General features: G+C 40.8%; 17 protein-coding genes. 16 read left to right on the forward strand and 1 reads right to left on the reverse strand.

The genetic code is table 11. From position 1 onward, the window contains the following. Positions 1–10 precede the first annotated feature (10 nt). The 13 genes from NST56_RS00180 to rsmI all read left to right on the forward strand — a co-directional run bounded on the left by NST56_RS00180 (position 11) and on the right by rsmI (position 9,302). Entirely contained in the window at positions 11–205 is a 195-nt protein-coding gene (locus NST56_RS00180) for a sigma factor G inhibitor Gin (RefSeq protein WP_024123601.1), read from the forward strand. 142 nt (positions 206–347) lie between these two features. Further along, positions 348–962 carry a 5-bromo-4-chloroindolyl phosphate hydrolysis family protein gene (locus NST56_RS00185; RefSeq protein WP_268445223.1) on the forward strand — a complete coding sequence of 205 codons (615 nt, stop codon included), beginning with the start codon at positions 348–350 and terminating at the stop codon, positions 960–962. An 18-nt stretch (positions 963–980) separates the two neighbouring features. Next, positions 981–2,138: a toxic anion resistance protein gene (locus NST56_RS00190; protein ID WP_339179230.1), complete on the forward strand. Its 1,158-nt coding sequence runs from the start codon at positions 981–983 to the stop codon at positions 2,136–2,138. 84 nt (positions 2,139–2,222) lie between these two features. After that, positions 2,223–3,662 (forward strand): aminotransferase class I/II-fold pyridoxal phosphate-dependent enzyme, encoded by a 1,440-nt coding sequence (locus NST56_RS00195; protein ID WP_339179233.1) that lies wholly within the window; start codon positions 2,223–2,225, stop codon positions 3,660–3,662. Next, a complete protein-coding gene (gene tmk / locus NST56_RS00200; protein ID WP_010332683.1) occupies positions 3,659–4,297 on the forward strand; it encodes a dTMP kinase in 639 nt (212 codons plus the stop codon). The genes NST56_RS00195 and tmk overlap by 4 nt, the downstream gene beginning before the upstream one ends. A gap of 74 nt (positions 4,298–4,371) precedes the next feature. After that, positions 4,372–4,701: a cyclic di-AMP receptor DarA gene (gene darA, locus NST56_RS00205; protein ID WP_003218295.1), complete on the forward strand. Its 330-nt coding sequence runs from the start codon at positions 4,372–4,374 to the stop codon at positions 4,699–4,701. 12 nt (positions 4,702–4,713) lie between these two features. Continuing rightward, on the forward strand, positions 4,714–5,154 hold the full coding sequence (locus tag NST56_RS00210; protein WP_010332684.1) for a YaaR family protein: 441 nt from the start codon (positions 4,714–4,716) through the stop codon (positions 5,152–5,154). Between the two features lie 11 nt (positions 5,155–5,165). Beyond that, entirely contained in the window at positions 5,166–6,155 is a 990-nt protein-coding gene (gene holB / locus NST56_RS00215; protein ID WP_010332685.1) for a DNA polymerase III subunit delta', read from the forward strand. A 2-nt stretch (positions 6,156–6,157) separates the two neighbouring features. Further along, positions 6,158–6,985 carry a competence/sporulation regulator complex protein RicT gene (ricT, locus tag NST56_RS00220; protein ID WP_010332686.1) on the forward strand — a complete coding sequence of 276 codons (828 nt, stop codon included), beginning with the start codon at positions 6,158–6,160 and terminating at the stop codon, positions 6,983–6,985. A gap of 14 nt (positions 6,986–6,999) precedes the next feature. Then, positions 7,000–7,359 carry a replication initiation-control protein YabA gene (yabA, locus tag NST56_RS00225; protein WP_010332687.1) on the forward strand — a complete coding sequence of 120 codons (360 nt, stop codon included), beginning with the start codon at positions 7,000–7,002 and terminating at the stop codon, positions 7,357–7,359. A 60-nt stretch (positions 7,360–7,419) separates the two neighbouring features. After that, the gene (locus NST56_RS00230; RefSeq protein WP_010332688.1) at positions 7,420–8,163 is read left to right on the forward strand and encodes a tRNA1(Val) (adenine(37)-N6)-methyltransferase; all 744 of its coding nucleotides are present in this window, start codon (positions 7,420–7,422) and stop codon (positions 8,161–8,163) included. Next, entirely contained in the window at positions 8,150–8,449 is a 300-nt protein-coding gene (locus NST56_RS00235) for a GIY-YIG nuclease family protein (RefSeq protein ID WP_339179241.1), read from the forward strand. The genes NST56_RS00230 and NST56_RS00235 overlap by 14 nt, the downstream gene beginning before the upstream one ends. Next, positions 8,424–9,302, forward strand: a complete 879-nt coding sequence (gene rsmI, locus NST56_RS00240; protein WP_026014644.1) for a 16S rRNA (cytidine(1402)-2'-O)-methyltransferase — start codon at positions 8,424–8,426, stop codon at positions 9,300–9,302. The genes NST56_RS00235 and rsmI overlap by 26 nt, the downstream gene beginning before the upstream one ends. 49 nt (positions 9,303–9,351) lie before the next feature. Here rsmI and abrB read toward each other — a convergent pair whose 3' ends face one another. Beyond that, on the reverse strand, positions 9,352–9,642 hold the full coding sequence (gene abrB, locus NST56_RS00245) for a transition state genes transcriptional regulator AbrB (RefSeq protein WP_003226760.1): 291 nt from the start codon (positions 9,640–9,642) through the stop codon (positions 9,352–9,354). A 496-nt stretch (positions 9,643–10,138) separates the two neighbouring features. Here abrB and metG point away from each other — a divergent pair, with 496 nt between their 5' ends. The 3 genes from metG to NST56_RS00260 all read left to right on the forward strand — a co-directional run bounded on the left by metG (position 10,139) and on the right by NST56_RS00260 (position 14,448). Beyond that, entirely contained in the window at positions 10,139–12,133 is a 1,995-nt protein-coding gene (metG, locus tag NST56_RS00250) for a methionine--tRNA ligase (RefSeq protein WP_326197401.1), read from the forward strand. Between the two features lie 78 nt (positions 12,134–12,211). Beyond that, positions 12,212–12,979 carry a TatD family hydrolase gene (locus tag NST56_RS00255; RefSeq protein ID WP_010332691.1) on the forward strand — a complete coding sequence of 256 codons (768 nt, stop codon included), beginning with the start codon at positions 12,212–12,214 and terminating at the stop codon, positions 12,977–12,979. Between the two features lie 245 nt (positions 12,980–13,224). Next, positions 13,225–14,448, forward strand: a complete 1,224-nt coding sequence (locus NST56_RS00260) for a G5 and 3D domain-containing protein (RefSeq protein WP_229150235.1) — start codon at positions 13,225–13,227, stop codon at positions 14,446–14,448. The last annotated feature ends 11 nt before the right edge of the window (positions 14,449–14,459 follow it).

Consider the following 14,459-nt stretch of genomic DNA (forward strand, 5'->3'; position numbering starts at 1 on the left):
GGTGGGGACGATGGACGAAACGGTTAAACACCATCAAACATGTATAATATGCGAACAAGAGAAAAGCAGAGGGATTCATCTTTATACAAAATTCATATGCTTAGATTGTGAGAGAAAAGTAATTTCTACAGCAACTTCCGATCCTGACTATGCCTTTTATGTCAAGAAACTAAAGAGCATTCATACACCGCCATTATACTCTTAGACCTGAGAAGGTCTTTTTTTGTACCATTTTTCACTTTATATCAAGCAATGGATACGATAAAAGAACATGAAACTTGTTTAGGGACTGAACGTAGTAGATAATAATGTTAAATATGAAATACTCACAGGAGTCGATGATGTTGATGCATAGAATTCTTCAATTTTTGATATGGAGTTTCACAAGCAGTGCGACTTTTGTTTTCATAGGGTTATTGAGTTTTTTTGGTTTTAACCAAACACTTTTTTTATCTTTTGTATATGGCGTCTCATCAGCAACTCTCGTATACACAGTGGGTTTGTGGAATTCTAGGCGGTTATTTCTTAAAAGACATGAACTGACGGGAAGAGAATATGCGTACATTAAGAAAAATCTTGAGGAAGCAAGACAAAAGATAATCCGTCTAAGAAAAGCCTTATTTCAAGCGAAAAATATCCAGATGTTTAAGCAAAATGCAGAAATGCTTAGACTTGTGAGAAGGATCTATATGTTAACCAAAAAAGAGCCAAAACGGTTTTATCGGGCTGAGCGTTTCTTTTATCAGACTCTAGATTCTGTTGTGGAACTGACGGAGAAATATGCTTTTCTTTCTTCTCATCCGAAAAAAAACAAAGAACTTTCGATGTCTTTGAGTGAAGCACGTATCACACTTGCTGAATTGACGAAGCGTTTAGAAGAAGATTTAACTCAATTAATGGGCGACGAAATTGGTGAACTGCAATTTGAATTAGATGCAGCAAAGCATTCTTTGAAAAAATAGTGGAAGGGAGCAAGGACGGTGAATAAAGATCGAAGTGACCTTCAAATAGACGGAGTGTTGGCAGACCCTTTTGGAGATATCAAAATACCAAAGGGGGAGGCTGTTGAATCAGAGAAGCAGCCAGTGCGTCTTGTCGATGTTCTGCCTGAAGAAAACAAAGAAAAAGCATACCAGTTGTCTAAACAGATCGATCATAACAATATGAACAGTATTGTCTTGTACGGCTCACAAGCCCAGTCTAAGCTGCTGAATTTTTCTCATACGATGATTGATCATGTTCAAAAGAAGGACGTCGGCGAAATCGGTGAAATCCTTGGTGAACTGATGAAAAAGCTGGAGCAAGTAAACCCAGATGAACTGCAGACTAAGAAAAAAGGTTTCTTGGCACGCATGTTTGGGAAAGTGTCTCATTCTCTTCAGGAGGTTCTGTCAAAGTATCAAAAGACCAGCGTGCAGATAGACAGAATCAGTTTAAAACTTGAACATTCAAAAAATGCATTACTCAGTGATAATAAGCTGTTAGAGCAGTTATATGATAAAAATAAAGAATATTTTTCTGCACTGAATGTTTATATTGCTGCTGGTGAATTGAAGCTGGATGAATTAAGAACAAAAACAATTCCTGAACTGAAACGACAGGCCGAATCAAGCGATCATAATCAAATGGCCGTTCAAGAAGTAAACGATTTGATCCAGTTTGCTGACCGATTGGATAAAAGGGTGCACGACTTGCTATTGAGCAGGCAAATTACTATACAAAGCGCTCCGCAAATCAGATTAATTCAAAATACCAATCAGGCATTAGCTGAAAAAATCCAGTCATCCATTGTAACCGCAATCCCGCTCTGGAAGAACCAAGTAGCAATTGCATTGACACTTTTACGGCAGCGAAACGCTGTGGATGCACAGCAAAAAGTATCCGATACAACCAATGAACTTTTGCTAAAAAACGCGGAGCTTTTAAAAACCAATACAATTGAAACAGTGAAAGCAAATGAACGAGGGCTTGTTGATATTGATACCTTAAAGAAGGTACAGGAAAGCTTAATCAGTACGCTTGAAGAAACGCTGACGATTCAAGAAGAAGGGCGGATCAAACGCCGCCAGGCTGAAGAAGAGCTCATGATGATGGAAGGCGATTTGAAGCAAAAGCTGCTTGCGATAAAGGAAAGGTAGTTTACCAGTAAGACTTAGCTTTAAGTTCTGTCATAGGAACGATATAATAAAGAGTAAGAATACACATTCAAAAGGATTGTTTTAATGAACACACCTTTATATCATGCACTGATTCAACATGCGAGAAGGAATTCTCATTCATTTCACGTTCCGGGACATCACAATGGAGATGTCTTTTTTGATGAGGCTAAGACCATATACAACCCGCTTCTTACAATTGATCTGACTGAGCTATCGGGGCTTGATGATTTGCATCATCCTTCAGGAGTAATTAAGGAAGCCCAAGATCTTGTCAGCCAATTGTATGGAGCGGCAGAAAGTTTTTTTCTTGTAAATGGCACGACTGTCGGCAACTTAGCGATGATTTTATCAGTTTGTGATCCTGGAGATACGATCCTGATCCAAAGAAACTGCCATAAATCTGTCTTTCATGCTGTAGATTTGGCTGGAGCTGAGCCGGTTTATCTCGCACCTGACATTGATGAATTCATGCATGTGCCTACGCATGTTCCGCTTGATAAGATAAAAGAAGCTCTAAAGGCATATCCAGATGCGAAGGGACTGGTGCTGACCAATCCGACTTATTATGGACATAGCGCGGATTTGACTGAAATCATTTCAGAGGCCCATCAATACGAGATTCCTGTGCTGGTGGATGAAGCGCATGGCGCGCACTTTGTTTTAGGGGAGCCTTTTCCGGCTTCAGCGTTGCAAATGGGAGCAGATATTGTTGTCCAGTCGGCGCACAAAACGCTGCCTGCCATGACGATGGGGTCTTATTTGCACCTCAATAGCAACAGGATTGAACGAAACAGGGTAGCGGATTACTTGAATCGTTTACAAAGCAGCAGCCCGTCTTATCCGATAATGGCTTCATTGGATCTTGCTCGCGCTTATGTGCAGCATATGATAGAGGAACATAAGCTTTCTGACGTTCTGCAGCATATTCAATCGATTAAACAAACGTTTGATTCACTTACATATGCTGAAACGGTTGAACCGGCCAATCAACGGCTTTCCACTGATCCGCTGAAGCTCACCATTCGTTCCAAATGCGGCCATTCAGGTTTTACACTGCAAAAAATGTTAGAGCGTGTCAACATATTCACAGAGCTTGCCGATGAAAATCAGGTTTTGCTTGTTCTCCCTTTGGGAGGAAAACGGAGAATCGATGCGGAAACAATTAAGAACATTGATCATGAGATCGAAAAGACTCCATCTGATCAGATAAATGTTTCAGCAGAATGGGTAGCACAACCTATTACTGTCTTGCCTTATCAAAGAAAGGTTTTAAACACGTTACAGAAAGAATATGTGAATTTCAATGAAGCGGCGGGCCGGCTGAATGCAGAGGATGTTACACCTTATCCGCCGGGAATTCCGATGATTATGGCAGGCGAAAGAATCACAAGAGAAAGCGTGCAAAAGCTCAGCCGCTTGATCAGCATGAAAACGCATGTTCAAGGGAATATGAAAATCAATGAGAAGCAATTACTTGTTTATATAGAAGAGGAGAAATCATGAGCGGTTTATTTATTACATTTGAAGGTCCTGAAGGCGCGGGAAAAACAACAGTATTACAGGAAATGAAAAAGATACTGACAGCAGAGGGCCTTCAGGTTACAGCAACACGGGAACCAGGCGGCATAGATATCGCAGAACAAATTCGAGAAGTTATTCTAAACGAGAACAACACGTTAATGGATCCGAAAACAGAAGCTCTCTTATATGCAGCTGCAAGACGTCAGCATTTAGTTGAAAAAGTAAAACCTGCTTTAGAGCAGGGGAATATTGTACTTTGTGACAGATTCATTGACAGTTCACTCGCATACCAAGGATATGCAAGAGGCCTTGGGATTGATGAGGTTCTTTCAATTAACCAATTCGCCATTGGGGATATGATGCCTCATGTCACAATATATTTTTCAATTGATCCGGAAGAGGGCCTGAAGCGTATTGATGCGAACGGCTCTCGGGAGAAAAATCGGCTCGATCTGGAAAAGTTGAGCTTTCATACAAAAGTTCAGGAAGGTTATCGGGAGCTGATGAAGCGTTTTCCAGAAAGATTCCATTCGGTTGATGCCGCTCAATCGAAAGACCTCGTTGTTCAGGACGTTCAAAAGGTTATCAATGAAGCGTTGAAAAAAATTCAATTGTGACCTGTTTCTCATTAGTTGATATAATAATGTAAACGAGATCATTGTTGTTTCCAATCTAAAGGAGGCCTTTACAGATGAAATTAATAGTGGCAGTTGTACAAGATCAGGACAGCAACCGACTTTTGAAAACTTTAACAGATCACAACTTTAGAGTCACAAAGCTTGCGACGACAGGAGGATTTCTTAAATCAGGCAATACAACGTTTATGATTGGTGTCGAGGATATACGCGTCGATAAAGCATTGAGTCTCATTAAAGAAAACGGACAGAAACGTGATCAGATGATTGCTCCTGTATCTCCAATGGGCGGAAATGCTGATTCATATGTCCCTTATCCAGTCGAAGTTGAAGTTGGCGGAGCGACAGTATTTGTCCTTCCAGTCGATGAATTTCATCAATTTTAAGGATTTGAAACTGTGAAAATCAATAAAGATATACGCACATTTATAGATAATAAGCAGCTTCCTTCTATGAAAACAGCTGAGATTTCAGCATCTTTTAAAACATCAATGGAGAACCAAAGCAGCAAATTAAAGTTTGATCAGCTGACCAGGCTGTTAACAGACATAGAAGCATTTGGGAAAAGACTGACGAAATCACGGAATTTTAAAGACTTGGCAAGATTTAAAGGGCTTGTGAAACGTTTTGTCAAAGAAGCTGTTGACAGCGGCCTTTCACATGAAACGTCGAAAAGCTTTGATCTTTACGGAAACAGCAGAACACTGGGACTTGTGAAAGAAATAGACGAGAAATTGATAAAGCTTACAGAAGAGATGATGGATCTGGAAAAACCGGCAATTGATTTGCTGGAGCGTATTGGCGAAATAAAAGGTTTATTGATTAACCTTTACACATAGAGAGTGATACAATGGCAATATCCTGGAAGGAAATGACCGAGCTTCAGCCCAGAGTAATGAAGCTTTTATATAATAGTATTGAGAAGGACAGATTATCACACGCTTATTTATTTGAGGGCAAAAAAGGCACAGGCAAGCTGGAGGCCGCAATGCTTCTTGCGAAAAGCTTTTTTTGTCTGGAAGCCGGAGCAGAGCCTTGTGAGAACTGCAGAAATTGTAAGCGGATTGAGTCGGGGAACCACCCTGATCTCCATCTGGTCCAGCCTGATGGATTATCGATTAAAAAGGCGCAAATTCAAGCGCTGCAAGAAGAGTTTTCAAAAACAGGGCTTGAATCGCATAAAAAGCTGTATATCATATCACATGCAGATCAAATGACGGCTAATGCGGCAAACAGCCTGCTGAAGTTTTTAGAGGAACCGAACAGAGACACAATGGCCATCCTTATCACTGAGCAGCCTCAAAGGTTATTGGATACCATCATTTCAAGATGCCAAACCCTTCCTTTTCAGCCTTTGCAGCCCAAAGCAATTGAAGACCGACTGATAGAACAGGACGTCTCGCCTTATATGGCGAGGCTTCTGGCGAACATGACCAACAATGTAGCAGAAGCAGTCGAATTAAGTCGAAATGATGAGTTTGCAGAGTCTAGAGCGAAAGTGATAAAATTGTATGAAGTCTTACACCAGCGGAAAGGACATGCCTTTTTCTTTATTCAAGATCAATGGATGCCCTTTTTCAAAGAAAAAACCCATCAAGAAATGGGTCTTGATATGCTCTTATTGATATACCGCGATGTGTTGTCCATCCAAATAGGAAATGAAGATAAATTGATTTATCAAGACTTATTCCAATCAATAAAACAGCATGCGCTACAATCAACACAACAAAGCGTCACGAACCAGATACTTGCTGTTTTAGAAGCAAAGAAACGGCTTCATTCCAATGTGAATGTGCAGGGACTAATGGAGCACTTGGTGTTAATGTTGCAGGAGGGATAAGCTTGTACAATGTAATTGGCGTCCGCTTTAAGAAAGCGGGTAAAATATATTATTTCGATCCGAATGGATTTCATATAGAACAAGACAGTTGCGTCATTGTAGAAACTGTCAGAGGCGTTGAGTACGGCCAGGTAGTTGTCGCGAATAAACAGGTGGATGAGCATGATGTTGTGCTTCCGCTCCGTAAAGTGATACGCGTGGCTGACGAGCGCGATCTTCTCATTGTAGAAGAAAATAAACAAGAAGCTTTATCAGCATTTGAAATATGTCAAAAGAAAGTAATAGATCACGGCTTGGATATGAAGCTGGTCGATGTGGAGTTTACGTTCGACCGCAATAAAGTGATTTTTTACTTCACTGCTGACGGCCGAGTAGACTTTAGAGAACTTGTAAAGGATTTAGCCTCCATCTTCAAAACAAGGATTGAGCTTCGCCAGATTGGAGTGAGAGATGAGGCAAAAATGCTCGGAGGAATTGGCCCTTGCGGCAGAATGCTTTGCTGTTCAACATTCCTCGGGGATTTTGAACCTGTGTCTATTAAGATGGCGAAGGATCAGAACTTATCTTTAAATCCAACAAAGATTTCTGGTCTTTGCGGACGTCTGATGTGCTGTCTGAAATACGAAAACGATGAGTATGAGACTGCAAAGGAACAGCTTCCGGATATAGGGGAAATGATTACGACAGCAAACGGGCCTGCGAAAGTCGTCGGGCTGAATATTCTGGAACGGGTGCTTCAGGTGGAACTGATGAACCGTGAAAAAGTGATAGAATATACTTGGGAAGAGCTCTTGGAAGAGGGCGTCGTATCCGCACAAACCACAGATTAACGAGGTGTGGAACCTTGGATAAAAAAGAGTTATTTGATACCGTCATTAACTTAGAAGAACAAATCGGCTCGCTTTACCGGCAGCTGGGGGATTTAAAGCAGCATATCGGTGAGATGATTGAAGAAAATCATCATCTACAGCTTGAAAATAAGCATTTGCGTAAACGGCTGGACGATACGACGCAACAGATTGAAAAGTTTAAAGCTGATAAAAAAGAATCAAAAACACAGAAGACAGAGCAAGCTGATATAGGGGAAGGATATGATAATCTGGCACGTCTGTATCAGGAAGGGTTCCATATCTGTAACGTCCACTATGGAAGCGTCAGAAAAGAAGATTGTCTCTTCTGTCTGTCATTCTTAAATAAAAAATAAGGAAAAAGGCTTCCGCATCAGACGGAAGCCTTTTTCAAAGGTGCTGGAAAGGATAAGAAAATGGTTTCATTACATGACGATGAAAGATTAGACTATTTGCTGGCAGAGGACATGAAGATCATACAAAGTCCAACGGTGTTTGCTTTTTCATTGGACGCTGTGCTTCTCTCCAAATTTGCTTATGTTCCGATTCAAAAAGGAAAAATTGTTGATTTGTGCACTGGCAACGGCATTGTGCCGCTGCTGCTGAGTACAAGGTCAAAAGCCGAAATTCTCGGAGTTGAAATTCAGGAAAGACTCCATGATATGGCTGTCCGCAGTGTGGCGTATAATGAGCTGCAGGATCAAATTCAAATCATACATGATGATCTGAAAAACATGCCTGAAAAGCTGGGGCATAATAGATATGATGTTGTTACCTGCAACCCGCCTTATTTTAAAACACCGAAACAGGCCGAACAAAATCTGAATGAACATCTCCGTATCGCAAGACATGAAATTCACTGTACATTGGAAGATGTCATTTCTGTCAGCAGTAAATTGCTAAAGCAAGGCGGAAAGGCAGCGCTCGTTCACCGGCCGGGCCGGCTTCTCGAAATTTTTGAATTGATGAAGGCTTATCAAATTGAGCCGAAGCGTGTTCAGTTTGTCTATCCGAAACAAGGGAAGGAAGCCAATACTATTTTGGTTGAAGGCATAAAAGGCGGGCGGCCAGATTTGAAAATACTTCCTCCGCTGTTCGTGTATAACGAACAAAACGAATACACAAAAGAAATCAGGACCATTTTATATGGAGATAAATAACCATTTCTTTTATGTTGTACAGTGCAAAGACAACAGCTGGTATGCAGGGTATACCAACGATCTGCAGAAACGGCTGAAAACTCACAACGATGGAAAGGGCGCAAAGTATACAAAAGCGAGACGCCCGGTTGATTTAATTTTTGCTGAGGCATTTGCAACGAAGCGGGAAGCCATGCAGGCGGAATATTACTTTAAAAAACTGACCCGCAGAAAAAAAGAGCTTTATATAGAAGAAAAACGGAACAGCAAGGAGGCTGTATATGTTAAGGCGCCAGATGAGCTTTAATGGTAAGTCGGATATGGGGATTCTTTATTTGGTTCCGACACCTATCGGAAATTTAGAGGATATGACGTTTCGAGCGATCGAAACACTGAAATCAGTGGATGCGATTGCTGCAGAGGATACGAGGCAAACAAAAAAGCTTTGCCATGTATATGAAATTGAAACCCCGCTTGTCAGTTATCACGAACACAATAAAGAAAGCAGCGGCCATAAAATCATTGAATGGCTGAAGTCCGGGAAGAACATAGCGCTGGTCAGTGACGCCGGGCTGCCGACAATTTCTGATCCGGGAGCGGAAATCGTCAAGGACTTTACAGAAATGGGCGGTTATGTTGTTCCTCTGCCGGGGGCCAATGCCGCATTAACAGCGCTTATTGCTTCAGGAATTGTACCGCAGCCTTTCTTTTTCTACGGATTTCTCAACAGGCAGAAAAAAGAAAAGAAAAAAGAACTCGATGTCCTCAAAAAACGACAAGAAACGATTATTTTTTATGAAGCACCTCACCGATTGAAGGAAACCTTGTCTGTGATGTTAGAGATATTAGGAGACCGGGACATTGCGGTGACGCGTGAACTTACTAAGAAATATGAAGAGTTTATAAGAGGAACGATATCAGAAGTGATAGACTGGGCAAATGAGGATCAGATCCGCGGAGAGTTTTGTCTTGTGGTCGAGGGCAATAACTCTGAGGAACAAGATGAAGAAACACATTGGTGGGAGAACCTCTCTGCAAAAGAACATGTCGAGCATTATATCTCAAAGGGAGCAACCTCAAAAGAAGCCATTAAAAAAGCGGCCGTAGATCGTAACGTCCCAAAACGTGAAATGTATGATGCATACCATATTCAGCAATAAAAAAAACGTTCTTGTGTCATAACAAGAACGTTTTTTGTGTAAAAAATGATTATTTAAGGTTTTGAAGCTGGTTTTGGATTTCGCTGATGATTTGCTCAGCGCCTTCTTTGCTTAGTACCAATTTGCCGCCGGCAAGTTTAAGGTTATCGTCAGAAACTTCACCAGTTACTTGGCAAGTCATGTTTGGTTTATATTTTTTAAGGATGATTTTTTCATCATCAACATAAATTTCAAGAGCATCTTTTTCTGCGATTCCAAGAGTACGACGCAATTCGATAGGAATCACTACACGTCCTAATTCATCAACTTTACGTACAATACCAGTAGATTTCATAAACATTCTCCTCCCAAGAGATAATTATTGTTTAAGTTATATTTTTCTTCGTCATTATTCGACAAAATCCTTACCTTCATAGCATAACAAGGTTTCCAATAATCGTCAATCCTTTTGTTTACTATTGATTGTAAGATTTAGTTCTTATAGTCAGTAATGGCTTTGAAACTACCGGATTAACAGCATTTTATAATTTTCTAATAAAGCTATTATCCTATGAAAAATCCTTTTAAATCAAGACTTTCGAACCAAGGTTTTTTATACCGTATGATTATATACGACAAAATTCGACATGAACAGACTTTTTTTATTTTTATTAAAGGTTTTTAATTTTAATTATTCTTTTTAGGGGCATACGTATATATCCTTGATCTTAAAGGCTAAGATGGTATCATAGATAAAGGATAAATATAAAAATAGGTAATCATATATGTTTTGCACTTTTCGCCGCTCTCGTCCTTTGGGCGGGAGCTTTTTGACATTCTGATTGGGAGGTTTCAAGATGCCGCAAGAAAACAATACATTTTACATTACAACACCGATTTATTATCCGAGCGGAAAATTACATATCGGCCATGCGTATACAACAGTCGCTGGTGACGCAATGGCTCGCTACAAACGATTAAAAGGCTTTGATGTGCGCTATTTAACGGGAACGGATGAGCATGGGCAGAAGATCCAACAAAAAGCTGAACAGGAAAACATTACGCCTCAAGAGTATGTGGATCGCGCAGCGGCAGATATTCAGAAACTGTGGAAACAGCTTGAAATCTCAAACGATGACTTTATCCGCACAACTGAAAAACGGCATAAAGTTGTCATAGAAAAGGTGTTCCAAAAACTTCTTGAAAACGGGGACATCTATCTTGATGAATACGAGGGCTGGTACAGTATTCCTGATGAAACATACTACACGGAAACTCAGCTTGTAGATATTGAACGAAATGAAAAGGGTGAGGTTATTGGCGGGAAAAGCCCTGACAGCGGCCACCCTGTCGAATTGATCAAAGAGGAATCCTATTTCTTCCGTATGGGGAAATATGCTGACCGTCTTTTGAAATTCTATGAAGAAAATCCAACCTTCATTCAGCCGGAGTCACGTAAAAACGAGATGATTAACAACTTCATCAAACCCGGCCTTGAGGATTTAGCTGTTTCACGCACCACATTTGACTGGGGTGTGAAGGTGCCGGAAAATCCAAAACATGTTGTATATGTTTGGATCGACGCACTATTCAACTATTTAACAGCACTCGGTTATGATACAGAAAATGATGAGCTTTATCAAAAATATTGGCCAGCTGATGTTCATTTAGTTGGTAAGGAAATTGTACGGTTCCATACCATTTATTGGCCGATCATGCTAATGGCTCTGGACCTTCCGTTGCCGAAGCAAGTATTTGCGCATGGCTGGCTTTTGATGAAAGATGGAAAAATGTCGAAATCCAAAGGGAATGTTGTTGATCCAGTCACGCTCATCGAACGCTACGGTTTAGACGAGCTTCGTTATTACCTGCTTCGCGAAGTGCCATTTGGATCTGACGGTGTTTTCACGCCGGAAGGTTTTGTTGAACGAATTAACTATGACTTAGCGAATGATTTAGGTAACCTTTTGAATCGTACTGTTGCCATGATCAATAAATACTTTGACGGGCAAATCGGTTCTTATAAAGGTGCCGTAACGGAATTTGACCAGACGCTTTCTTCCGTGGCTGAGGAAACAGTGAAATCCTATGAAAAAGCAATGGAAAAGATGGAATTCTCGGTCGCTCTTTCAACATTATGGCAGTTGATCAGCCGAACTAATAAATACATTGACGAAACGGCTCCATGGGTTCTTGCCAAAGATCCAGAAAAAGAAAATGAACTGCAGTCGGTTATGTATCACCTTGCTGAATCATTGCGTATTTCAGCCGTACTGCTTCAGCCGTTCCTGACAAAAACACCGGTAAAAATGTTTGAGCAGCTGGGCATCACGGATGATGCTTTAAAAGCCTGGGACAGCATTACAGCTTTCGGTCAGCTTAAAGACACAAAAGTACAAAAAGGCGAACCTTTATTCCCGCGTTTAGAAGCAGAAGAAGAAATTGCGTACATTAAAGGAAAAATGCAGGGCTCAGCTCCAGCTAAAGAAGAGAAAAAAGAAGAAGAGCCGCAAGAGGTCGACCGTTTACCTGAAATTACGATTGATCAGTTCATGAATGTAGAACTTCGTGTGGCAGAGGTTATAGAAGCAGAGCCGGTGAAAAAAGCAGATCGTTTACTGAAACTCCAGCTTGACCTTGGCTTTGAGAAACGCCAAGTCGTTTCCGGTATTGCAAAACATTATAAACCTGAACAGCTTATTGGAACAAAACTCGTATGTGTAACAAATCTAAAACCGGTTAAGCTGAGAGGAGAGCTCTCTCAAGGAATGATCCTTGCAGGAGAAGCAGACGGCGTATTAAAAGTCGTATCCATCGATCAGTCCTTACCGAAGGGCACAAGAATTAAATAATGATAAACAAAAGGTGTTTCACGTGTAACAATTCGTCGAACACCTTTTGTGTTTCGACAAGAAAGGAGTTTTTCATTTATGTTATTTGACACACATGCGCATTTAAATGCAGAACAATACAATACAGATCTAGAAGAGGTTATTGAGCGGGCGAAAGCTGAAAAAGTGGACCGGATTGTAGTCGTCGGTTTTGACCGGCCGACCATTACCCGGGCGATGGAAATGATTGAGGAATATGATTTTATATATGCTGCCATCGGCTGGCACCCAGTTGACGCCATTGACATGACAGAGGAAGATTTGGCTTGGATTAAAGAGCTTTCTGCTCATGAAAAAGTGGTAGCGATAGGTGAAATGGGTCTGGATTATCATTGGGATAAATCTCCTAAAGAAGTTCAAAAAGAAGTATTTAGAAAACAAATTGCCCTCGCAAAAGAGGTCAATCTCCCTATTATTATCCACAACCGTGATGCAACAGAGGATGTCGTTACCATTTTGAAAGAGGAAGGCGCAGACGAAGTCGGCGGCATCATGCATTGTTTTACGGGCAGTATTGAAGTGGCAAGAGAATGTATGAAGATGAATTTTTATTTGTCATTTGGCGGTCCTGTCACCTTCAAAAATGCGAAGAAACCAAAGGAAGTTGTAAAGGAAATTCCGAATGATAGGCTGCTGATTGAAACTGACTGTCCGTTTCTTACCCCAACTCCTTTTCGAGGGAAAAGAAATGAGCCAAGCTATGTGAAATATGTGGCAGAACAGATTGCTGAATTAAGAGGAACAACCTTTGAAGAAATTGCATCAATTACGACTGAAAATGCAAAAAGACTTTTCCGTATAAACTGACAAAAAACGCTAGCGGGTTTTGTAAGAGCTTGTCCGTTCCGGTGTTTTTCCATAAATGTTCTACATGCTTTCTTCTCCTCATAGGATAGGTTTGTCGACAAGTCTTTCTTCCGTTTCTCGGTGTGTTTCAGGATAATGAAGAAGACACTGAGCTTTTAGGGGAAGGAGAAGGGAGGGTTGACAGCCTTTTAGATACTCTATATAATCTCTCCGAGGAGAAGGAGGCGTTTTTCATCACACAAAAAATGAAAAAGCTGTTTTCCGTAAAGCTTAGCAAAAGCAAAGTCATTCTGGTTGCTGCTTGTTTGCTGCTGGCGGGAGGCGGGACTGCGTACGCAGCTCATGAGCTGACGAAACAATCAGTCTCAGTTTCTATCAACGGCAAAAAGAAAAATATACGCACACATGCAAAAACAGTCGGTGATCTTTTAGAAGCACTTGATATAAAGACAAGAGATGAAGACAAGATCACGCCTGCTAAACAGACACAGATAACAGCAGATATGAATGTTGTGTATGAGGCTGCAAAACCTGTGAAGCTTACTTTAAACGGGAAAGAAAAGACATTATGGTCAACAGCAAAAACGGTCGGTGCATTACTGGACGAACAAGATGTTGATGTAAAAGAACACGATCAGATTGATCCCGCAATAGATACAGAAGTTTCGAAAGACATGAAAATTAACATAGAACCTGCGTTCCAAGTCACTGTGAATGATGCAGGGAAAGAAAAGAAGATCTGGACGACTTCGACTACGGTCGCTGACTTTTTAAAACAGCAAAAGATGAACATAAAAGACGAAGATAAAATCAAGCCTGCGTTAGACGAAAAGCTAACGAAAGGAAAGGCTGATATTACAATAACTCGTATCGAAAAGGTCACCGATGTAGTTGAAGAGAAAATAGCGTTTGATGTGAAAAAACAAGAAGATGCTTCTCTTGAAAAAGGGCAAGAAAAGGTCGTCCAAAAAGGAAAAGAAGGCAAGCTCAAAAAACATTATGAAGTCGTAAAGGAAAACGGCGAAGAAGTTTCCAGAGAGCTTGTAAAAGAAGAAACAGCCGAGCAAAGCAAAGATAAAGTGGTTGCGATCGGCACAAAGCAAAGCAGTCCGAAGATTGAAAAGGTCAGTGCTTCCGGTGATTCAAAACCAGTTGTCTCTCGGAGCAATGAATCAACAGGTAAAGTCATGACAGTATCATCTACAGCTTATACGGCAAGCTGCAGCGGATGTTCAGGACATACGGCTACAGGCGTTAATCTGAAAAATAATCCTAATGCAAAAGTCATCGCAGTAGATCCAAATGTCATTCCGCTAGGCTCAAAAGTCCACGTTGAAGGATATGGATACGCCGTTGCTGCTGATACGGGCTCAGCGATTAAAGGGAATAAAATAGACGTCTTTTTCCCTGAGAAATCATCGGCTTACCGATGGGGAAATAAAACAGTCAAAATTAAAATCTTGAATTAATATATACTTAT

The sequence above is a fragment of the Bacillus sp. FSL R5-0560 genome (assembly GCF_037966305.1).
GTDB classification, from domain to species: Bacteria; Bacillota; Bacilli; order Bacillales; family Bacillaceae; genus Bacillus; species Bacillus mojavensis.

Excerpts from the sequence above, each read along its gene's own strand:
- NST56_RS00255 (WP_010332691.1), top strand. The coding sequence starts at position 12,212 with ATGTTATTTGACACACATGCGCATTTAAATGCAGAACAATACAATACA.
- darA (WP_003218295.1), top strand. The coding sequence starts at position 4,372 with ATGAAATTAATAGTGGCAGTTGTACAAGATCAGGACAGCAACCGACTT.
- NST56_RS00235 (WP_339179241.1), top strand. The coding sequence starts at position 8,150 with ATGGAGATAAATAACCATTTCTTTTATGTTGTACAGTGCAAAGACAAC.
- holB (WP_010332685.1), top strand. The coding sequence starts at position 5,166 with ATGGCAATATCCTGGAAGGAAATGACCGAGCTTCAGCCCAGAGTAATG.
- NST56_RS00260 (WP_229150235.1), top strand. The coding sequence starts at position 13,225 with ATGAAAAAGCTGTTTTCCGTAAAGCTTAGCAAAAGCAAAGTCATTCTG.
- tmk (WP_010332683.1), top strand. The coding sequence starts at position 3,659 with ATGAGCGGTTTATTTATTACATTTGAAGGTCCTGAAGGCGCGGGAAAA.
- NST56_RS00230 (WP_010332688.1), top strand. The coding sequence starts at position 7,420 with ATGGTTTCATTACATGACGATGAAAGATTAGACTATTTGCTGGCAGAG.
- metG (WP_326197401.1), top strand. The coding sequence starts at position 10,139 with ATGCCGCAAGAAAACAATACATTTTACATTACAACACCGATTTATTAT.
- NST56_RS00185 (WP_268445223.1), top strand. The coding sequence starts at position 348 with ATGCATAGAATTCTTCAATTTTTGATATGGAGTTTCACAAGCAGTGCG.
- NST56_RS00195 (WP_339179233.1), top strand. The coding sequence starts at position 2,223 with ATGAACACACCTTTATATCATGCACTGATTCAACATGCGAGAAGGAAT.
- abrB (WP_003226760.1), bottom strand. The coding sequence starts at position 9,642 with ATGTTTATGAAATCTACTGGTATTGTACGTAAAGTTGATGAATTAGGA.
- NST56_RS00180 (WP_024123601.1), top strand. The coding sequence starts at position 11 with ATGGACGAAACGGTTAAACACCATCAAACATGTATAATATGCGAACAA.
- rsmI (WP_026014644.1), top strand. The coding sequence starts at position 8,424 with ATGTTAAGGCGCCAGATGAGCTTTAATGGTAAGTCGGATATGGGGATT.